Source organism: Paenibacillus sp. FSL H8-0259, assembly GCF_037963255.1.
GTDB classification, from domain to species: Bacteria; Bacillota; Bacilli; order Paenibacillales; family Paenibacillaceae; genus Paenibacillus_AQ; species Paenibacillus_AQ phytohabitans.
This window is the reverse complement of sequence record NZ_CP150147.1, coordinates 7,025,531-7,045,902: the sequence shown is the minus strand read 5'-3', so window position 1 is coordinate 7,045,902 and position 20,372 is coordinate 7,025,531. Positions and strand designations below refer to the sequence as shown.

General features: G+C 53.9%; 16 protein-coding genes. 15 read left to right on the top strand and 1 reads right to left on the bottom strand.

Annotation, left to right across the window (positions count from 1 at the left end):
- Positions 1-74: 74 nt before the first annotated feature.
- Positions 75-629, bottom strand: a complete 555-nt coding sequence (locus NSU01_RS30160; RefSeq protein ID WP_042139863.1) for a transcriptional regulator — start codon at positions 627-629, stop codon at positions 75-77.
- A 256-nt stretch (positions 630-885) separates the two neighbouring features.
- Between NSU01_RS30160 and NSU01_RS30155 the strand changes: the two genes are divergently transcribed.
- The 15 genes from NSU01_RS30155 to NSU01_RS30085 all read left to right on the top strand — a co-directional run bounded on the left by NSU01_RS30155 (position 886) and on the right by NSU01_RS30085 (position 20,357).
- Entirely contained in the window at positions 886-2,085 is a 1,200-nt protein-coding gene (locus NSU01_RS30155) for a glycine betaine/L-proline ABC transporter ATP-binding protein (RefSeq protein WP_042139862.1), read from the top strand.
- The gene (locus tag NSU01_RS30150) at positions 2,082-2,918 is read left to right on the top strand and encodes a proline/glycine betaine ABC transporter permease (protein ID WP_039305343.1); all 837 of its coding nucleotides are present in this window, start codon (positions 2,082-2,084) and stop codon (positions 2,916-2,918) included. Before NSU01_RS30155 ends, NSU01_RS30150 begins: the two co-directional genes overlap by 4 nt.
- 17 nt (positions 2,919-2,935) lie before the next feature.
- A complete protein-coding gene (locus tag NSU01_RS30145; protein WP_256704063.1) occupies positions 2,936-3,820 on the top strand; it encodes a glycine betaine ABC transporter substrate-binding protein in 885 nt (294 codons plus the stop codon).
- A 361-nt stretch (positions 3,821-4,181) separates the two neighbouring features.
- Positions 4,182-4,793 carry a VTT domain-containing protein gene (locus tag NSU01_RS30140; RefSeq protein WP_042139861.1) on the top strand — a complete coding sequence of 204 codons (612 nt, stop codon included), beginning with the start codon at positions 4,182-4,184 and terminating at the stop codon, positions 4,791-4,793.
- A gap of 805 nt (positions 4,794-5,598) precedes the next feature.
- Complete coding sequence (gene yunB, locus NSU01_RS30135; RefSeq protein ID WP_042141648.1) at positions 5,599-6,462, top strand: sporulation protein YunB; 864 nt, start codon at positions 5,599-5,601, stop codon at positions 6,460-6,462.
- 586 nt (positions 6,463-7,048) lie between these two features.
- Positions 7,049-8,644 carry a response regulator gene (locus NSU01_RS30130; RefSeq protein WP_076248740.1) on the top strand — a complete coding sequence of 532 codons (1,596 nt, stop codon included), beginning with the start codon at positions 7,049-7,051 and terminating at the stop codon, positions 8,642-8,644.
- Entirely contained in the window at positions 8,641-10,407 is a 1,767-nt protein-coding gene (locus NSU01_RS30125; protein ID WP_076248738.1) for a sensor histidine kinase, read from the top strand. The genes NSU01_RS30130 and NSU01_RS30125 overlap by 4 nt, the downstream gene beginning before the upstream one ends.
- 128 nt (positions 10,408-10,535) lie before the next feature.
- Entirely contained in the window at positions 10,536-11,939 is a 1,404-nt protein-coding gene (locus NSU01_RS30120) for a sugar ABC transporter substrate-binding protein (RefSeq protein WP_083705768.1), read from the top strand.
- 182 nt (positions 11,940-12,121) lie between these two features.
- Positions 12,122-13,009, top strand: a complete 888-nt coding sequence (locus NSU01_RS30115; RefSeq protein ID WP_039307163.1) for a sugar ABC transporter permease — start codon at positions 12,122-12,124, stop codon at positions 13,007-13,009.
- Entirely contained in the window at positions 13,006-13,836 is an 831-nt protein-coding gene (locus tag NSU01_RS30110; protein WP_039307165.1) for a carbohydrate ABC transporter permease, read from the top strand. The genes NSU01_RS30115 and NSU01_RS30110 overlap by 4 nt, the downstream gene beginning before the upstream one ends.
- An 18-nt stretch (positions 13,837-13,854) precedes the next feature.
- Entirely contained in the window at positions 13,855-15,696 is a 1,842-nt protein-coding gene (locus NSU01_RS30105; RefSeq protein WP_083705767.1) for a beta-L-arabinofuranosidase domain-containing protein, read from the top strand.
- A gap of 33 nt (positions 15,697-15,729) precedes the next feature.
- The gene (locus NSU01_RS30100) at positions 15,730-16,620 is read left to right on the top strand and encodes a glycoside hydrolase family 43 protein (RefSeq protein ID WP_256704062.1); all 891 of its coding nucleotides are present in this window, start codon (positions 15,730-15,732) and stop codon (positions 16,618-16,620) included.
- Positions 16,621-16,757: 137 nt separating this feature from the next.
- On the top strand, positions 16,758-18,296 hold the full coding sequence (locus tag NSU01_RS30095) for a glycosyltransferase family 2 protein (RefSeq protein ID WP_076248736.1): 1,539 nt from the start codon (positions 16,758-16,760) through the stop codon (positions 18,294-18,296).
- On the top strand, positions 18,293-19,642 hold the full coding sequence (locus NSU01_RS30090) for a hypothetical protein (RefSeq protein WP_076248734.1): 1,350 nt from the start codon (positions 18,293-18,295) through the stop codon (positions 19,640-19,642). The genes NSU01_RS30095 and NSU01_RS30090 overlap by 4 nt, the downstream gene beginning before the upstream one ends.
- Positions 19,623-20,357, top strand: a complete 735-nt coding sequence (locus NSU01_RS30085; RefSeq protein ID WP_246354564.1) for a glycosyltransferase — start codon at positions 19,623-19,625, stop codon at positions 20,355-20,357. The genes NSU01_RS30090 and NSU01_RS30085 overlap by 20 nt, the downstream gene beginning before the upstream one ends.
- The last annotated feature ends 15 nt before the right edge of the window (positions 20,358-20,372 follow it).

Here is a 20,372-nt window from a genome sequence, read left to right as displayed (position 1 = left end):
CGGCCGCGATCCTTGAATTTAAGGATCGCGGCCGTTTGCATTTGTGCGGATAGGATTAACGTATATGGCTGATATTATTCTTTAGGGATCAATTCAAAAATCTTGCCGGTCTCCAGCGCTTCGATCAGCTTCAGCAGCCAGCGGTAATATTTGATCGCTTCCTCAATTTTGGCCTCATCGGTCAAAAGCAGACGTCCGATGTCCGGCTCGTCCGAATATTCTTGCTTCATCTGCTGGATCTCGGACAATGATTTGTTAAGTGCAGTCATATTACCCTCGACTGCTTTTCTCCATTTAATGGAGAAGTAGTCGCTGAAGTTCTGATGCCAGTCCGGGACCACCTCGAACAGATCCTTGCGGGTGCCTTTTCCCCAGACTTTATCGATCATCTTCAGATCCAGCAGCGTGCGCACACCGGTACTCATCGATGTCTTGCTCATACCCATAGTGCTGCTCAGTTCGTCCAGTGTAACCGGACCCTGATTGAAATACATGTAACCGTATAAATGCCCAATGGACAAGGTAATTCCGTACAAATCCATATTTTTACCGATGGAATCGATGACCCGCTCACGGACTTTGCTGATTCTCTCTATTTGTTCGGGCAGAAGCCCCTCTAAATCGTTCATGATGTCCCTCCTGAGGAATAGGCTGACAGGCAACAAACCTCTCCAATGTATTGTAATCAAATCCGCTGCTATAAGTAAAGAATTCATCTGGAACGGAATATGGCGTTAAACAGAGTATTCTATACGTAAAGTTCGTAAAGTTAAAACTGTACACTAAATTTTAAGCGAATATGCGCTTTGCGTCTCTTTTCACAAGTCCGTTACACTAGGTCAGGAGAACTAACCTGAAATATTAAGGGGAGAGAAGGAGGTCACCATGGCAATTATAGAGGTGAAACAGCTTACCAAAGTATTCGGTCATGATGCGGTACGGGCACTTCCATTATTAGAACAAGGCTGGTCCAAAGAGAAGATTGCCCGGGAAGCCAAGCTGACGGTTGGCGTGAATAAAGCCGAATTCAGCATTGAAGAAGGAGAAATATTTGTCATTATGGGATTGTCGGGCAGCGGTAAGTCCACGCTCGTCCGGTTATTGAACCGGCTGATTGAGCCCACTGGGGGCCAGGTATTGTTCAAGGGCAAGGATGTTGTCCAGATGAATCCGGAGCAGCTAAGAGAGTTCCGGCGCAAGAATATCGGCATGGTCTTTCAAAAGTTCGCGTTATTCCCGCACCGCAGTGTGCTGGCCAATGCTGAATACGGACTGGAAGTGCAAGGTGTGGAGAAAAGCAAGCGAACCCGTCTTGCCATGGAGGCACTTGAGCTGGTCGGCCTTAAGGGCTGGGAGCATCACCGGCCGGATCAGCTGAGCGGCGGCATGCAGCAGCGTGTCGGTCTGGCCAGAGGGCTGGCCAATGATCCGGATATCCTGCTGATGGATGAGGCCTTCAGTGCGCTTGATCCGCTGATCCGCAAGGATATGCAGCAGGAGCTGCTGGAGCTGCAGGCCCGGGTGAAGAAGACCATTGTATTCATCACGCATGATCTCGATGAGGCGCTGCGGATTGGTGACCGGATTGCACTGATGAAGGACGGCGTCATTGTCCAGATCGGTTCGCCGGAAGAGATCCTCATTCAGCCTGCGAATAAATATGTAGAACGATTCGTTGAGGACGTCGACTTGTCCAAGGTGCTGACAGCCGCTCATGTCATGCGCCAGCCGGAGATGATCCGTCCGGAACGCGGACCCCGGGTAGCCCTGCAGCTTATGCGGGACAGCGGAGTATCCAGCCTGTATGTGGCGGATAATGAAATGAAGCTCCAAGGTGTAATTACAGCGGAGAATGCGGCACAGGCACTGAAAGAGAACCGGAGCATTCTGGAAGTCATGCAGCGGGAGATTCCCCGTGTACGGCCGGATACCCTGCTGAATGACCTGTTCGAGATGATGTCGGAGACGCATCTGCCGGTTGCCGTAGTAGACGAGGGTGACAAGCTGAAGGGCATTGTCATCAAGGGAGCCGTGCTGTCCGCACTTGCCGGTAATGCGGTTCCGGAAGGAGGGCTTGGTTCATGAATTTACCCAAAATACCGCTCGGAAAGGGCGTAGAATGGCTCGAAGACTGGCTGACAACTTATTTCGGCCCCTTCTTCGATCTCATTCATGCTGTGATCGGCGGAATGGTAAGCGGCATTGATGCGGCGCTAACATTCCTGCCCGCGATTGTGCTGACCATACTTATCGCCGCTCTGGCATATTGGATCGGCAAATGGCGGATGGCATTGTTCGCAGTGATCGGGCTGCTGCTGATTGATAATCTCGGATTATGGGACCCCTCAATGCAGTCGCTGGCCCTTGTGCTGACGGCTTCCTTGCTGGCTGTAATTATCGGGGTTCCGCTGGGCGTGCTCTGTGCGCAGAGCAAGACCTTCCAGAATATTGCTACGCCTATACTTGACTTTATGCAGACGATGCCGGCGTTCGTATATCTGCTGCCTGCGGTATCGTTCTTCTCTCTGGGTGTAGTGCCAGGGGTGATTGCTTCTATTATATTTGCTATCCCGCCAACCATCCGTCTAACGAACCTGGGTATCCGGCAGGTATCGCCGGAGCTGGTGGAGGCTGCGGATGCCTTCGGATCCACAGCAGGACAGAAGCTGTTCAAGCTGCAGCTGCCGATTGCCCTGCCGACTATTATGGCCGGTATTAACCAGACCATTATGCTGTCACTGTCGATGGTCGTAATCTCGTCCATGATCGGCGCCCAGGGTGTCGGAGCCTATGTGTACCGTGCGGTATCACAGGCCAAGACGGGGGCAGGCTTCGAAGCGGGGATTGCCATTGTTATTATTGCGATATTGCTGGACCGTCTGACCCAGAAGCTGTTCAAGCCCAAACAACAAGGATAGAGGAGTGTTTAATTCATATGAGTAAATTTAAATCGATGAAACTGAGCCAGCTTGGCTTGATTATGCTATTGATGATGGTTGTTGTTATTTCCGGATGCTCGTCCAAGGATAATTCTTCGGTGAAGCTGGCTTATGTAGCCTGGGATTCGGAAATTGCCAGCACGAACGTGGTTAAGGAAGTACTGGAATCGAAGCTTGGCGTTACGGTAGAAATGCTCCAGGTCGATGCCGGTCCAATGTGGGCAGGGATTGCTGACGGAAGTGCGGATGCGATGGTAGCCGCCTGGCTGCCGGGTACCCATGCTTCCTATCTGGAGAAATACGGCAATGATATCGTAGATGCCGGTGTGAATCTGGATGGAACGAAGACTGGACTTGCCGTTCCTGCTTATATGGATATCAATTCCATTGAGGATCTGAACAATGCGGAGGTTGCGGCTTCGCTGGATAACATGATTATCGGAATTGAACCGGGTGCCGGAATTATGACGGCTACTGAAGCGGCAATTGAAGCGTACGGATTAAGCGATTATACGCTGCTAGAGAGCTCTTCGGCGGCGATGGCACAGGAGCTGCAGAAAGCTTTTGACAACAATGAACCGATCGTAGTTACCGGCTGGACCCCGCACTGGATGTTCGCGAATATGGACCTGAAATATCTGGATGATCCCAAGAATGTATACGGCGGTGCTGAGCAGATCCATACTATGGTACGAAAAGGCCTGCAGGATGATATGCCCGATGTGTATCTGTTCCTAAGCCAATTCAAATGGACCGCAGACGATATGGCTCAGGTTATGGTCAAGATTCAAGGCGGACAATCGCCGGAGGAAGCGGCCAAAGATTGGGTCGATAACAATGAAGCCAAGGTGAATGAGTGGATTACCGGAGTGAATTTGTAGAGATTGTTCAGCGAATCAGCTATTTGGCAGAGAAGATCGATGTGTGCTATGATTGAAAGAACATAGGCTACAATTCTGTAACTTGTACGCTAACGACTGTTCTTTAGATGTACATATCATAAGCAAACTCATTCAACAAACACCCCGAGAGGGGTGTTTTTCTTGAAAAGATAAGAATGTATATGCTTCGCGTAATAAATGTTCCTTATCTTTCTCGCTGAAACGGTACCGTCCTTATTAAAGGACGGCAACGCCGTTTCCACTTGAGATTCACGAAACAAACGTTAATGAGCGATTCCCTTATGTTCAGTATGAAATCAGGAGACAGCTGCTGCAAGGAGTCAGGAAAGGGGAGAACTCCGTGACCGAGACCATTAATGCCTGGATCGACTGGCTGCTGCAGAGTCTTGGATTGAGCGGCCCTTCCATTCTATTCGCTACCGTTCCGCTGGCGGTACTGCAAAGTTTATTCGGATTTTTCCCACTAGCGATCCTGATTGTGCTTCACGTCTCTGTATTTAATGTTATTGGCGGGATGATTGTCAGCTGGCTGGCCTGTAATATTGGTGCGGTGCTCGTCTACTTCCTGTTCCGGCGCTATCTTTCGGAGTGGTTTGACCGGAAATGGGGATATAAGCTGAAGCGCTATGACAAATGGCAGATGTATCTGGACCGCTACGGCATCTGGACCCTGGTGCTGCTGCGTACGATTCCGATTGTGCCGAGCAATATTATCAATCTGATGTCGGCCGTTTCTCCGATTAAACCTGCTGCTTTTATCTGGGGGACGGTGCTTGGGAATCTGTCTTACATCTGGCTGTTTGGAACGATCAGCTCCTCGCTGATTGTCCCCCGGGAGGAGTGGAACGGATTCCTTACGTGGTATGCGGTGTTTATGGTAATTCTGATCGCTATTTTTGTCCGCCGTCACTGGGGGCATCTGCAGGAGGATAAGCGTAAGCGGATGGGGTAGGAGGCAATATAGATTAAACTTAAGATTTTAAGTAAAGAAGTATTCGTAACTGCGGTGAATATTTTGGACTTCCGGCCGCTGTTGTCTACAGATTTCTTGATTTGTACCGCCTTTAGCGGTAGAAATCCGTAGACAAAGGCGGACGCTTCCGCTCCTACAGTTCCAAAATTCCCCTCCGTCACTCCCTTCTCCAACTCAAATTCCAGTTCAATCTATATAAAGGATAAAAGGAAGTAGAAGCGTAGAGCAGTTCTTCGGTGTTACACCGGGAACTGCTCATTTTCGGTTAAAAAGGATAAGTGTCTTCACTGCTTTCCCACATTGTGGGGTTATTTTGCGTTCGTCCCGAATAGCCTATAGTACATGGGCGGCTTGACCGCAGGAATGTCGGGAGGGACTGCAAGGCATGGGCAGAATCAGAAAATGGGGGAACCGGCGGGCAGGCGTATCAATCTTCGGGCGTCTGCGTCTGCCGAGGTTCAGCTGGAGCGGGCTGCCGAGACCGGCCGGGCGCAGCCCGGCGTTCAAGGCCAAACCGTCGAAGGCAGTCTTCCGGCCGCCGGGTTCGGGAGCAAGATTCGCGGCGAAACCTTCAAGGTCCGGGGCGGGGGCATCAAGCCGGGGCAGTGTATTCGTGGCGAAGCCTTCTAGGTCGGGAATCCGGCCGGACAGGAAAGAAGCGGGTTATGAGACGGCTTCGCCCGGTGCGGGAGCAGGCGCTCCGGGCTACCGTGTCTGGCGCAAAGCCAGCCGGAGCGGGGGATTCAGCCTGTTCCGCGGCCGGGAGGGGAAGAAGCAGGAGGCCGTGGCCGGGAAAGGCCGGAAGCCGCGCCGCCGGGGCAGATTCTGGATCATCCTGAGCCTGCTGCTGATTCTGGCTGTGCTTCAGGGGCTGCGTTATGTGGAGCAGCATTTGAAGCCGCCGATCCTCCATCTGGCGCAGATCCGGGTGAAGCAAATCGCTACGGAATCCATTAACAAGGCGATTACTTCCCAGGTTGCGGACGGTGGGAACGCGGAAGCGCTGATTGACTGGAAGACGGATAAGAACGGCAAAATATCCGGGTTCATGCTCAACTATAAGGAGCATATGCGGATTACTTCACAGGCGGCCGAAGTCATCCAGTCCACGCTGCAGGAGCTGCATAACCAGACGGAGCATATTCCGCTGGGCCAGGCGCTGGGCAGTCCGCTGATTGCCTCATTTGGGCCGGATATTCCGATCAAAATCGAACCGCAGGGCGCGGTAAAGGTGGAACTGAACACGCGGCAGCAAAATGCCGGCATCAACATGATTCTCGTTGAAGTCTTTATTCATATTGTTACCGAGGTAGCGGTTGTCATTCCGTTTGATATGGAGCCGCAGATCGTGGACACAGAAATTCCTGTCTCCTACCTGATGGTTGTCGGCGATGTCCCGATGTACTATTACGACAATCAGGGCCAGCCTGTCGGCGAGAACGGCAGCAGCGCACCTGGAATCGCGATTCCGGCGCCTTCGCTGAACACAGAGAAGAGCGGCACCGGTGCGGACGGTACAGCTGTTGAGGGAAGCGGGGGAGCCGGGAATACGAACAGCGGAGAGAATAACACACCGGCCGGGAGCGGCAACTCTGCGCCTAGCACAAACGCCGGGAATGCCGGGGCCAATGCGGGCGGCGGAGAGTAATGGGATATAGATTGGTAGAACATATAAGTGGAAAAAATCCATCTGCTGTTGGCAGAATCTCTGATTCCGGTGACTTAGTTGGAAAAACGGCACTTAATTTCAGCCGGATTCGCTGACGGCGGGGATATAGACAGGATTAAGTGTCATAAATCCAATTAATTTTTATAAGGCAAGCAAACTGGAAGGATTAAGTGGAGAAAATCCACTGCTTACGTTGAAGGGTCAGGGACAGCGATAATGCGGGCCTGCGGGCGTTTAAGTGAGAATAAAAAAGACTATAATTTGCAAGCAAGAGTCGCCAAAGAAATGGGCGGCTCTTCTGTATTTGCTCGGACAGGAACGTTAGCCTCTCTTAACGCGGCATAGAACAGTGAAAACATCGTACCAGATTGCTGTTTACGTATCAGGAACGTAGCCTCTCTTAACGTGGCATAGAAACAGCTTCTCTCCCGGACTCCGCGCACGCTCCCAATAATAGTCCACCAATCCAATATTAATGCACTATGAATAAGCCGGAACGGCTTTTATAATAAGGGCAAAGATGCGGCTGATATGTAATTCAAACCAATTCGGGGGGCTGAGCATAGTGAGAATATTGATCGTGGATGATGAGCCCAGACATCTCAGAGGGATGGTCAATCTGATTGGGCGGCTGCGGCCGGAGGACCAGGTGGTGGCGGCGAAGGATGGCTTGTCGGCCATGGAACTGGTGAAAGCCCACGGCCCGGAAGCCATATTGACGGATATCCGCATGCCTGGTATGGATGGACTTGAATTTCTGGAACGGCTTAAGGTAGAAGGCATTAAAACCAGGGTTGTAATGGTATCCGCTTACAATCTGTTCGAGTATGCGCAGAAGGCGGTTCGTCACGGCGCTTTTGATTACCTGCTGAAGCCGGTGGAGATTGGGAAAATTGCGGAGGTCTTAAGCCGGATCGACCTTCAGCTGACAGCGGAACAGCAGCAGTACCGCGAAGAGGAAGAGCTGCAGCACCGCCTGAAGCTGGCTTCTTCCGCCTACCTGAGCCGGTTGATACTGTCCTGGCTGAACGGCAGTGCGGCCCCGGAGGAGCTGGAGGAGCTGAACCGTTATGAATGGATGCGGGAGAGCGGTGTAGCTGTGTATTCGGAGCTGCAGCACCGCCGGGACAGCGGGGAACAGCAGGACAGCGGCTCTTTCGTCCGCTCTCTGGAGCAGGCCTGGTCTGAGTGGGGGGAGGCCATAACCGTTCCCTTAAGCGGGATGATGGAGGACGGCGTTCAGGCGGCCGTGACCTTGATTACGCTGGAAGCGCTTACCCAAGGCAAGCGGGAGGAGGCCCGCTACATCGCCCAGTCTTTAGCGGCTGAGTGGGCGCATGCGGGACAGCTTGCCCACGGGATTGGGCCGCAATGCCATTCCCTGCTTGCCGAAGCGCCGCGGTCGTATCTTGCAGCCAGGACGGCCAACAGCTACAATTTCTACGATTTCCGGCAGGGATTGCTTTTTGCGGATGAGCTTATTTCAACACCCGGGGCTGGAGCTCCTGACTGGGGCAGGCTGTATGATGCTTTGAAAATGGACGATGCTGCCCTTGTTCAGGAGGTCTGCGCTGAGACCGTCTATCAGCTCGCGGACGCTGGACAGGCCAGTCCCATGCTGCTGAAGGAGCAGGCCTCGCTGATGCTGCTGCAGATCCGGAGTGACCATCAGGATATTCTGGACAAAAAGACGGGGCAGATGCTGACCGATACGGCCACGATGCTTATCCGTTCATGCCGTTCATATCAGGAATTAATGACCAAACTTAACCATGCGCTCCGGGAAGCGCATCTAGCCCTGGCCTTATCCAGACAGGATAAGAGTGAGGTGGTCATCGCGGAATGCCTGGGCTGGATACAGGGGCATACGAAAGAGAACCTTACCCTGGAACGGGCAGCCGAGCATTTCCACTTTAACCCCTCCTATTTCAGTACGCTGATCAAGAACAGGACGGGCAAAACCTTCTCCGAGCATGTGACGGCGGTCCGTATGAAGCGGGCCAAAGAGCTGCTTGCAGCGGAGCAGTTCAGAGTATACGAAATTTCCCTGGAATGCGGATTTCAGGATACGAAATATTTTTGCCGTGTATTCAAGAAATATCATGGCATGTCGCCAAAAGCTTATAAGCACGCACTTTCGCAAAGGAAACGGGAGGCATGAAGATCACCTTCCGTTACCGGCTGCTGGCAAGCTACATCTTGCTGATCGCGGTTCCCCTGCTCGTACTGGGGGCATTGTTCTACCGGACCAGCCTGAAGATTATCACGGAGCAGGCGCAGAAGAATGTGTATGAGATTGTCAAAAAAAATAATGAAGTCATGGACACAAAGCTGCGGATCGTGGACCAGAACAGCATGTCCTTATTTCTCGATAAGGATCTGTTCCGAATTTTCAGCCAGCTGGACCCCGCGAACCAAGTGGAGCTTTTTGCAGCGGACCGGCAGGTGACGGCAGTGCTCGGCAAAACCTTTTCCCAGAACCAGGATATCTATGCCTACCAGCTATGGACCTCATACTTTACCTTCGGACAAACGCTGCCGCAAGGAGACCCGGTTCAATCGGATATATACGATCTGGCCCGGCAGGCAGGGGGGAAGCTGGTATGGATTCCTACCTATGATTTCGTATCTATGTTCAACCAGCCTTATCTGGAGGACGGGAATCTGGAGTTCCGTTATTTGTTCTCGGCCACACGCGTGCTTGATTTCACCTATCTAAGCAATACGAAGCTGGAGAAAATGGATGCCGGGGTGGAACGCCCTGTACTTGCCATTAGCTTCAAATCCGAGGTGCTTAAATCCTTGTATGAGGACAGTATACCGGGAAGCTCGCGCTATATGGTGCTCGATCCGCATGATAAGGTGGTCGCCAGCAGTGAGCCGGGGGCTGTTGCGCAGACCTATAAGGAGGCGTGGCTGGACGAGCTGCAGCAGGAGAAAAGCGGGGCGCGGAGAATGACGCTGGACGGTAAAGCGGTGATCGTCTGCTTTGACCGCTCGGAGGTTACCGGCTGGATGTCTGTCGTGTGGATTCCGGAAGCAGGACTGGTGAGCAGCCTTGTGCCGGTGATCCGCGCTTCCATTACTGTCATGGCCGTTGTGATGGGGATTGTGGCGCTTATCCTCGCTTTTTTCATAGCCGGCAAAATCACCAAACCGATCAAGCGGCTGTTAAGCGCGATGCGATCGGTGGGCGAAGGCGATTTCCAGACCCGGGTGGATGTGGTGAGCAACGATGAGTTCGGCATTTTGACGCAGCGCTTTAACCGGATGAATGACCGGATCCATCTGCTCGTGACAGAGAATTACGAGACCAAGCTGAAGGAAAAGGAAGCCGAGATTCAGGCGCTGAACATGCAGATGCATCCGCATTTCCTGTACAATACCCTGAATGTGATGAACTGGACGGCGATTGAGAATGATCAGCAGGAGCTCAGCAAGATGCTTGTCTGCCTGTCCAATATGCTGCATTATACTTCGAGGAAGACATGGGGCGCCGTTCCTTTGTCCGAAGAAATGAACTGGATGAATAACTATTTCTATATTATGTCGATCCGGTTCGAGGACAAGTTCACTGTAGAGTATGATATGGACCCGCGGCTCTTCGAATACGAGGTGCCACGGCTGCTGTTCCAGCCTTTTGTGGAAAATGCGATTCTGCATGGCTTCGATCAGACCGAATCGGGCGGCATTATCGGAATCCGCGGCTGGATTAACGGCAGAACCCGGCATTACGAGGTGGCTGACAACGGCCGTGGCATGAGCCAGGCGACTGTAAATGCGATTCTGCACCAGAAAGCATCTTCCGTGGGCATTAAGAATACCATTGACCGCATTCAGATGACCTATGGCGGCGAGTACGGAATCACCATCTTCTCTTCTCCGGGAAAAGGAACAAAGGTGGCCATTACACTCCCGCTGTAAACCCAATCACAGTCCACCAATCCAAAGAGATTAGGGTTATGTAAGCGCTATCCTGTAATTTATAATAAAGGCATCATAGACTGCAGCTATGAACCCGTTGAACTTAGAAATCGAGAGGGGCTCGGAATATGTTGCTACCAAGAAAACCGGTCTTCATTACATTGGCTCTGATTCTGATGCTAGCTGCTGTGCTGTCTGCGTGCTCGAAGTCGGGTACAGCAAGCCCTGAGACTTCCGCGCCTTCCGGAAATACCGGATCGAAGGAGAACATTACGCTGCGGATGACTGTATGGGGATCACCGGAAGAAGTGGCTCCTTACAAAAAAGCCATCCAGAATTTCGAGGCCAAGCATACAAATGTCAAGGTTGAACTTCAGCATATTGCCGCTGATTATGATACCAAGCTGACGACCATGGTCGCCGGAAATGATGTTCCGGATATTGCCATGATGGAATCGGGTACGATTGCCTTTCCGATGGCGGAGCAGGGCAAATTCTATAATCTCCAGGAATTTCTCGATACGGATGCCGACATCAGTCCGGATACGCTGGTTCCCAATATTACCTATTCACTGGAGCCGGGCAATGTAATTGGAATCGGACCAGGGCCGGAATCCTTCGGACTGTTCTACAATGAGGATATCTTCAAGGAAGCCGGAATAGAGCCTCCCCCGTCGAATGTGACGGATGCCTGGACCTGGGATGAATTCGTCGAGGTTGCCAAGAAGCTGACTGTGGACACCAATGGCAAAACAGCAGCCGACCCGGACTTCGATCCCAAAAAAATTAAGCAATATGGCGCAAATCTCTCCACCTGGTGGGGGGTATACAGCAACTTTATCTATTCCAACGGCGGGGATTTCATCTCGGCGGATGGCAAGACCTTCGCGCTTAACCAGCCGGAGGCTGTTGAAGCCCTCCAGAAAATAGCCGATCTGATGAATGTGCACCATGTATCACCCTCGCCTGTACAGTCGAAGAATATTCCGGCAACGAATGTAGCTCTCCAGACCAAGAAGGTAGCGATGACGGTGGACGGGCAATGGGCAAGCGCAGGCCTCGCCCAGTCGAAGTTCAACTTTAACGTCGGGGTCATGCCTGTAATGAAGGAGCCGGTAACCACCGTGGTCTGCGGCATGTTCTCGATCTTCAAATCCACCAAGCATCCACAGGAGACCTGGGAGCTGCTGAAGGCGCTGCTCGATCCTGAAGCTTCCATTGATATGCTTACAGCCGGAACATGGATGCCTTCTCCCAAGGACTGGTACACCGATCCGGCGCTGCTCGCCAAATGGACAGAGAATCTGGATGCCAGACCCTCCGGCTATAAAGAAGCCATCGTCGATGTAATCTTGACCAAAGGGCACCAGACGCCGACCGGCTATGTGAAGAATTTCAACAATATTATGGATCTGGTTAATCCCGCCCTGGATAAGGTATGGCTCGGCCAGCAAACCGCCCAGGAAGCGATGGACTCGATTGCCGTAAAGGCCCAGGCCCAAGTTAAGGGACGCCGCGATATCAAGGAATAATCAACTGCGAAACTAGCAGTAAGGAGCGGCGTCCGATGCCTCGTTCGCCGTTCTTTTTGCAAATATAAGAATTTATATGCTTACGCTTTAAATTATCCTTCTATTTCACGCTGAAACGGTACCGTCCGTCTAAAGGACGGCAAAGCCGTTTCTACTTGCGAAATTCGAGACTGGAGGCCGGTATGCGAAAGGGAATGTTCTATGGGCTGCTGTTCACCGCCCCCGCCATACTTGGATTTGCCATTTTTACGCTGGGTCCCATGATCGCAAGCCTGGTGCTCAGCCTGACCAACTATAATGTGTTCAAGGATCAGACATCTTTTGTCGGTCTGGATAATTTCGTGCGGCTGTTCTCAGGTGAGGATGAGCTGTTCTATAAATCGCTGGGAATCACCTTTTATTTCGTCGTGCTGCGTGTGCCTGCAGTTATTCTTATTTCCTTCGGCATCGCGCTTCTGCTCAATCTCAATGTAAAGGGAAGAGCCATCTTCCGTACGATTATCTATCTTCCGAGCATTGTTCCGGCGGTGGCCTCGGCCATGATCTGGATGTGGCTGCTCAATCCCGATCTGGGCCTCATCAATTCGCTGCTCAGCCGGCTGCATCTGCCGACCAGCGACTGGCTGTACGGGGAGAGCAGTGTCATCCCGTCAGTGGTTCTTACCACGCTATGGGGTATCGGCAGCACGGTAATTATTTTTCTCGCCGGACTTTCCGGCATTCCCCGGCAGTATTACGAAGCGATTGAGGTAGATGGAGGCGGCTGGTTCCGCAAGCTGAGCCACGTGACAGTTCCGATGGTCACCCCCACGATTTTTTTCAATACAATCATGACCATAATCGGCTCCTTTCAGGTCTTCAACGAAGCTTATATTCTGACGCAGGGGGGACCGAACAACCGGAGTCTATTCTATGTATTTTATTTGTGGAGAACGGGATTCCGGGATGCCGAGATGGGATATGCGTCTGCGCTGGCCTGGATCTTGTTCATCATTATTCTGTTCTTTACCTTTATCGTCTTCAGAACCTCGAAGTCATGGGTGTATTACGAAGGGGGGGACCGCGCTTGAGGCCATCGAAGCTTTCACTTACCGCAAGCTACGGAGCGCTTATCCTGATCTCTGCCATGTTCGTCATTCCGTTTGTCTGGCTGATCCGCAGCTCGCTGATGAATTTGTCACAGATTTTCACCATGCCTCCCGAATGGATACCGAAGCCGTTTCAGTGGAGCAATTTTCATAAGGCGCTTACGGTGCTGCCGTTCGATGTTTTCTTCAAGAACACACTGATCATCGTGGTTACGGTGCTTGTGGGAACCGTAATTACCAGCAGTATCGGGGCCTTCGGATTCTCACGGATTCAGTGGAAGGGCCGGGATACGGTGTTTGCCATCCTGATGACCAGCATGATGCTGCCGGCGGCGGTCACGATTATCCCGAGCTTTCTCGGCTGGCAGCTGATGGGTCTATACGATACGCTGTATCCGCTGATTGTACCCGCTTATTTCGGCGGCGGAATCTTCAATATCTTCCTGCTCCGGCAATTCTATCTGACGATTCCGCGAGACTTTGATGAAGCGGCCTTTGTGGACGGGGCGAATTACTGGCAGATCTATACCCGGCTCATCTTTCCTTTAAGCCGTTCCGCGATCATCGTGGTTGCCTTATTCAGCTTTCTGGCCTCCTGGAACGATTTCATGGGCCCGCTGATTTACCTGAAAAGCGACAGTCTCTTTACTCTCGCTCTGGGTCTGCAAATGTTCCAGGGTACCTACACCGCGCAGTGGGATCTGCTGATGGCGGCCTCGGCCACCGTCGTTCTGCCCTGCGTCATTGTGTTTCTGGCCGGGCAGCGTTACTTTCTGGAGGGCATTACCTTAACAGGATTAAAAGGATAAAGGAGGCGGGGAACGGAAATGGCAGAGCAACAAGCGAAGCTGCATGCCTGGCAGGGTGTGTCTTTTACGAGTATAACAATTAATGATCATTTCTGGCGGCCGCGCCTGGACGCGCTCCGGCAGACCACTCTGCCGGACTGCTTGTCCAAATGTGAGGATACCGGGCGCATCGATAACTTCGCCAAGGCCGGGGGCCTGATGGAGGGGCATTACGAAGGCAAATATTATAATGACTCGGATGTCTACAAGGTGCTTGAAGGCATAGCCTATGCGCTGATGCCCAGGCGGGATGCGGCGCTGGAAGCTGAAGCCGACCGGATTATCGGGCTGATATCGGCAGCGCAGGAAGCGGATGGATACCTTAGTGCTTACTTCACACTGGAGCATCCGCAGGGCAAATGGACGGATATGGAGAAGCACGAGATGTATAACGGCGGCCATTTGATTGAGGCGGCGGTTGCCTATTATGAAGCGACCGGCAAGCGCGGACTGCTGGAGGTGGCCTGCCGTCTGGCCGATCATTATGATGAGGTGTTTGGCCCCGGCAAGCGGCACTGGGTGGAAGGGCATCAGGAGATTGAGCTGGCGCTGGTGAAGCTGTACCGCGTGACCAGGGCCGAGCGCTACTGGAAGCTTGCGCTGTGGCTGCTGGAGGAGCGCGGCCATGGATATGGCGCGGGCGCGATCTGGGACAATCCGGAATGGGGGCCGGCCTATTGTCAGGATGATGTTCCTGTCCGTGAGATTAAGCGGGTGACCGGGCATGCTGTCCGTGCCATGTATATGTACACGGCAATGGCGGATATTGTCCATGCTTCAGGGGATTCCGCTTATGCGGAGGCGCTGCACCGGGTCTGGACCCACACGGTGGAGCGCAACATGTATGTAACGGGCGGCATTGGGCCGTCCAGGCATAATGAAGGCTTCACCTTTGATTATGACCTGCCCAATGAAACAGCCTATTGCGAGACCTGCGCCGCCATTGCCATGGTGTTCTGGAATCACCGGATGAACCTGACGTTCGGAGACGGCAAATACGCCGATGTGGTAGAGCGTGAACTGTACAACGGCGCCTTGTCCGGAATATCCCTGTCCGGGGATAAGTACTTCTATGTCAATCCGCTTGCTTCACAGGGCGGGCATCATCGTGTGCCCTGGTTCGAAACCTCCTGCTGTCCGACCAATCTGGCCCGTTTTCTGCCTTCCCTGGGCCAATACGTCTATGCTACTGCAGAAGAAGGCCTGGTGGTCAATCAGTACATGAACAGCGAGGCAGAGCTTGTGCTGGGCAGCGGACTGGGCGTCAGGCTGAAGCAAAGCACGTTGTATCCCTGGGATGGCCGGATCGAGCTTGAGGTGAACCCTGCAGCAAGTGCCGGCTTCAGTATCCGGCTGCGTGTGCCGGAATGGTGCAGGGGATACCGGCTGAAGGCTGGCGGCGTCAGCATCAGCGGGGCCGGAGCCTTGACGGATCAAGGGTATCTGGTGCTTAACCGGCATTGGTCGCCGGGAGATAGGGTTGTGCTTGAGCTGGATATGCCCGTGAATCTTGTGCGGGCCAAGCCTGAAGTGGAGGCGGACAGAAGGAGGGTTGCTGTTCAGCGGGGACCCGTGGTGTACTGTCTGGAGCAGACGGATCATCCCGGATTGTCCTATGATGCCTGCTCCATTCCGCCCCGGGCGAAGTTCCGGGTGGAACACCTGCCGGAGCTGCTGGGCGGAGTGACGGTGCTGCAGAGCCGGGATGAAGAGGGCAGACCGCTCCGGTTCATTCCCTATTACGCCTGGGACAACAGAGAATCCGGCTTCATGCAGGTCTGGATCCGGGAACAGGAAGAGAACGGACTATACAGCTGTTAATTTGCAGGTTGCGGAGAAAGGAGGGGCGTTCGCTTGCGAGGAATTACGAACCCGATTGTGCCGGGCTGGTATGCAGACCCCGAAGCCAGGACCTATCACGGCAGGCATTATATTTATGCCACCAGATCATTCACGGAATATACGCGGCAGATGAATCTGGATGCCTTCAGCTCCAAGGACCTGATCCATTGGAAGGTCCATGAGGGCATAATTGAAATGGATGATTTCCCCTGGATCTGGAGAGCGGTATGGGCTCCGACCCAGATTGAGCATAACGGCCGGTATTATCTTGTCTTTGCCTCGAACGATATCCAGAAGGACGGTGAAGCAGGAGGGCTGGAGATTGCCGTTGCGGATGCTCCCGAAGGCCCCTACAGGGGGTACCTCCACCGGCCGCTGATCGGCAAGTTTATTCACGGCGCACAGCCCATTGACGCTCATCTGTTCAAGGATGATGACGGTGCAATCTATCTGTATTACGGGGGCTGGGGACATTGCAACGTGGCCCGGATGAATGAGCAAATGACGGGCTTTGTCCCTTTCCCGGACGGACAAATGATCTGCTCTATTACCCCGCCGGGTTATGTGGAAGGACCGTGCATGATCAGGAAGGACGGTCTGTATTATCTGATGTGGTCGATGGGCGGGTGGACCAACGGGACCTACCGGGTAGCTTATGGCGTAAGCGATAATCCGCTGGGGCCCTTCGATAACAAAGGGACCATACTGGAGAGGCAGGAGCCTCTAGCGGAAGGCCCCGGCCATCACGGATATTTACATCTTCCTGACCGTGATGAATGGCTGATCGTCTATCACCGGAGAATCATCGGAGACCCGGAGCCGGGCAACCGTATGTTATGTATTGACCGAATGGAATTTGATTCCGGCGGAATCAGGCCGGTAGTGATGACCAGCGGGTGGTAAAAGCGACCGCCGCAGCTTGACGTGGGTATCCGCTTGGCGGATACTATCTGCCGAATACGGCATAAACAGTGATACCTGCCCCATCCCGCTCATACATTATAGACAGCACAGTTATGACCATTGGAGTGTGAGTCTGGATGTCCTATGAAGCGATGGATGCAATCCATACAATTGAAACCATGAATACTGTTAAAGCTGTCAGCACGGAACGTCTGGCGGGAAGATACAGCTATCTGGAACGGGAGGGGCTGCTTCCGCTGCCGGTGCAGGGAGGCGTTACGCTTGTGGTGGAGCTGCGGCATGCGCAGTGGTCGGCGGAGTGCCTGCGGCTGCTGCTCCGGCACTCCGGTTCTACCGTGCGGCTGATTGCGGTCCCGATGACTGCTGAATTTCCGCTGCAATGGTTGTCAGAGCAGTTCTCGGGGGAGCCAAATCTGGTATTTCTCCCCTTTGCCGCCGGGAATTATAGGGTGAATGAGGCCTTGGCTTATGCTGAGACCTCTTTTGCCGTTCTGCTGGAGGACCGTGTGATGGTGTCTCCCGGCTGGCTTGGCAATTTGCTGTGGCCGCCTATTGATGATCCTGCGGTGGGCGTGGTAGCTCCCCGTTCCTCCAGTGAACGGGGCGAGGGGCAGGAACAGCTGCATTTTGCCGGATACTCTGAACTGTCAGCTTATGCAGCCCACATCCTGGACAAAAGGCAAGGGGAGTGGAGGTACGCGGAGGTACTGGGCGGGTCCTGTCTGCTTATAGCAAAAGAGCTGCTGCTGAGGGTAGGAGGCTTCGATTCATCACTAGCGGAGCGCAGGCTGATCATTGCCGACTGGTGTCTGCGGGCCCGGATGCAGGGGGCAAGTCTTGCGCTCAGTGATCCGGTATATGTGCATGTCCTTCACCCGCTGGAGGAAGGCGCTGTGATTAACGCAGGCAATGCGTCCTCTGCAGCGGGGGCGCGGGCATACCGCCGGAAATGGAATCTGCAGGGCAGTCCTGCTGATGCGGGTCTGCTCCAGATTCCCGGTGATCTGTCTGCTTGTCTGCCGCAGCCGGCAATTCCGCTGGGCCGGCATACGGCGGAGACTCCGCTTGTGACCACTGTTGTCTATTTCGAAGAAAACTGGACGGCAGCGGATTCGCGTGAGCGGCAGCAGACGCTGCAGGAAGGCCAGAGCTACAGCAATATCCGCTGGGTGTGGGTCCGGGACAGCTGGAGCCAGTCTTTTCCCGAATTTCCGGTGCATGAGCGTGACGCTGTGATTACTGTGCATGGCGAGAAGCCCTGGCTGCACGCGCTGGAGAATATCTCGGCTCTCTATGGCAGCGAAGTCATTGTCTACTTATCTGCCTCTGCGGCATATGACAGCCGTTACATCGAGAAGCTGGTGGAAGTCCTGCAGCATAGCCGGGCGGATATTGTTGTCAGTGCGGATTATGCAGCGGAAGAACCCGGGCAGCGGCCTGGGGCAGGCGGGACTACGCAGCATCTTCCACTTGAACGCATCGCACACAGAAGCGGAGTCACGCCCGGAAGGATTATGAAGCGGGAGGGCTTCTTCCGCAGTCTGGCGCTTATTCCTGATCCGGATCTGTTGGTGGGCTATGCTGGTGAGCCGGCAGGCAGCCAGCATAAGCTTCATCCGTCAGCCCCCGGCGGGGAGGGGGAGGGACACTTATGAACTATATCGTGCTTAGCCGTGTTTCCTGGGAGGATTATGAGTATAAAAGAATGCTGGAGCTGCTCCCGGACCGTGGGGAGGTCTGTTTTGCCGGGCGGATGACGCCTGCCCGGCAGCGGAGCAGCGGGATCAGGTCCGTGACACTGGCCGAATTGTACAGTCTGAATGCCAAAGAATATACGCTGCTTGTCTCTTCGCCTTATTGGCTCCCGGATGTGCTGGCGCTGCAGCCTGCTTATACTGTAGCCCTGCTGGAACTTTGTCCGGAAGGGGAGGATAGTGTTCTCTGGGACAAATACAGTGCGCTGCTCGCGGCGAAGGCCGATCTGGCGGGAACCACGTCAGAAAGGATATATCTGGAGCAGAATCTGCGCCGGAAGGGAATTGTGTATCTCAGCGGAGACCAGCCCTTATCCTACGGACTGCTCCGCCGGGAGGAGCAATTGTTCTTCCTGTCCGATTACGAAGCGATCTGGAACAGGGCGCTTACGGAATTATGGCAGCCGCCTGTTGATTCGGATGGGGAGTCCGGTTGGCTGGACATCCAGCGCCGGCACCGCACCGCCTTCTATATATCCATGTGCGCTAAGATGCCCCTCCAGCCTTCAGTGCATTATTTAGCCGCTTCTTATTTATATTTGCGGGGAGATGAAGCCGCTTCGCTGTATCTGGCCCAATCCTTTGAGCTGATGCTGCTGCATGATTATACGGATTGTCTGCATTCGCATTACCGTTTCTTCTCGGCGATCGAAGCGAAGAAAGGCAATCTGGAGCTTGCCGTCCGGCAATACGAAATCACGGCGTTTACGGCCGGGGAAAGGGCGAAGGCTGCGCAGATGAGGCAGTGGCTGAGTGGCGGCGAGGCGGAGCATGAGCTGCTCCGGGCAGAGATTCTCACGGTAAATGAGGATGGAGCGGCGGCAAATGAGATTCTGAGCCGGTTATCCGGGCCGGAAGCCCGGCAGCGGCTGCTGTTGAATTATATCGGAACCTTTCAGTGGGAGAAGGCGCTGCAGCTCTATGAGGAAATGGAGGCGGACGGGACGGCTGCTGCGGAGAATACTGGGCTGGGCGGATTTGCAGGAATAGCAGGAATAGCAGGGGCTCCTGAGATTCCGGGGCTTGCGGGGGGCACCGCTCCGGCCTTTGAGGATGCAGTGCAGCTTCCGGTGATTGAAGGGACACTGCATTTGCTGTATGGCCGGCGGCATGCCGCTATCCGCAGCTTCCTTCGTTCGGCGGGAGCGGACCAGGGAGCCAGACAGCTGTTTGCGGAAATGGCCGATATGGAAGAAGCCGTACAAGGCTTGAGAGGGAGGGTAATGGATGGCGAAGAGCATGCATGAACCGCTGCGCAAGGCATCCGGCAACCGCCTGACGGCGATGATGCAGGTGCGTAATGAAACCGGCCGTTATCTGGAGCAGGTGCTGGAAGAGCTGAGCGAATTTGTCGACGATATCGTAATAGTGGACGACGGCAGCACGGATGGTACGGTACGGCTGTGCAACTCTTTTGCCAAGGTTAGCAAGCTGGTGACACTGGAGCACTCCATCTTCGGCCGTGAATGGGAGCTGCGCAAGACGCTCTGGGATCTGGCGGTATCTACCGGTCCGGATTGGCTGCTGTCCGTAGATGCGGATGAATTCTATGAAGACCGGGCCAAGCAGGAAATGCGGCGTTTGATCGATCAGGACGCTTACGACTGGGTAGCGTTCAGGTTGTTTGATTTCTGGGGCGGCACGACCCATTACCGGGAAGATGAGCACTGGAATATCCACATGAAGCACACGCGCACACTGGTCCGCTATCTGCCCGGCTTCTATTATTACACCCCGCGGATGGATCACCATGTCCCCCGGCTGGCGTTGTCCTATGCGGTCCTGCCGGGCTTCCTGGCCGAGCTGCGGGTGAAGCACTACGGCTGGGCACTGGAACCCGAAGAGCTGCGCCGCAAATACGACCGCTACATGGAGCTTGACCCCGAAGGAAAATGGGGAAGCCTCGAACAGTACCGCTCCATTCTGGATGAGCATCCCCGGCTGGTGGAGTGGAGGGAATAGGGTGCGGGAGCCTGG

Coding starts and splice junctions, on each gene's coding strand:
- NSU01_RS30160 (WP_042139863.1), bottom strand. CDS start 629: ATGAACGATTTAGAGGGGCTTCTGCCCGAACAAATAGAGAGAATCAGC.
- NSU01_RS30155 (WP_042139862.1), top strand. CDS start 886: ATGGCAATTATAGAGGTGAAACAGCTTACCAAAGTATTCGGTCATGAT.
- NSU01_RS30150 (WP_039305343.1), top strand. CDS start 2,082: ATGAATTTACCCAAAATACCGCTCGGAAAGGGCGTAGAATGGCTCGAA.
- NSU01_RS30145 (WP_256704063.1), top strand. CDS start 2,936: ATGAGTAAATTTAAATCGATGAAACTGAGCCAGCTTGGCTTGATTATG.
- NSU01_RS30125 (WP_076248738.1), top strand. CDS start 8,641: ATGAAGATCACCTTCCGTTACCGGCTGCTGGCAAGCTACATCTTGCTG.
- NSU01_RS30120 (WP_083705768.1), top strand. CDS start 10,536: ATGTTGCTACCAAGAAAACCGGTCTTCATTACATTGGCTCTGATTCTG.
- NSU01_RS30115 (WP_039307163.1), top strand. CDS start 12,122: ATGCGAAAGGGAATGTTCTATGGGCTGCTGTTCACCGCCCCCGCCATA.
- NSU01_RS30105 (WP_083705767.1), top strand. CDS start 13,855: ATGGCAGAGCAACAAGCGAAGCTGCATGCCTGGCAGGGTGTGTCTTTT.
- NSU01_RS30095 (WP_076248736.1), top strand. CDS start 16,758: ATGTCCTATGAAGCGATGGATGCAATCCATACAATTGAAACCATGAAT.
- NSU01_RS30090 (WP_076248734.1), top strand. CDS start 18,293: ATGAACTATATCGTGCTTAGCCGTGTTTCCTGGGAGGATTATGAGTAT.
- NSU01_RS30085 (WP_246354564.1), top strand. CDS start 19,623: ATGGCGAAGAGCATGCATGAACCGCTGCGCAAGGCATCCGGCAACCGC.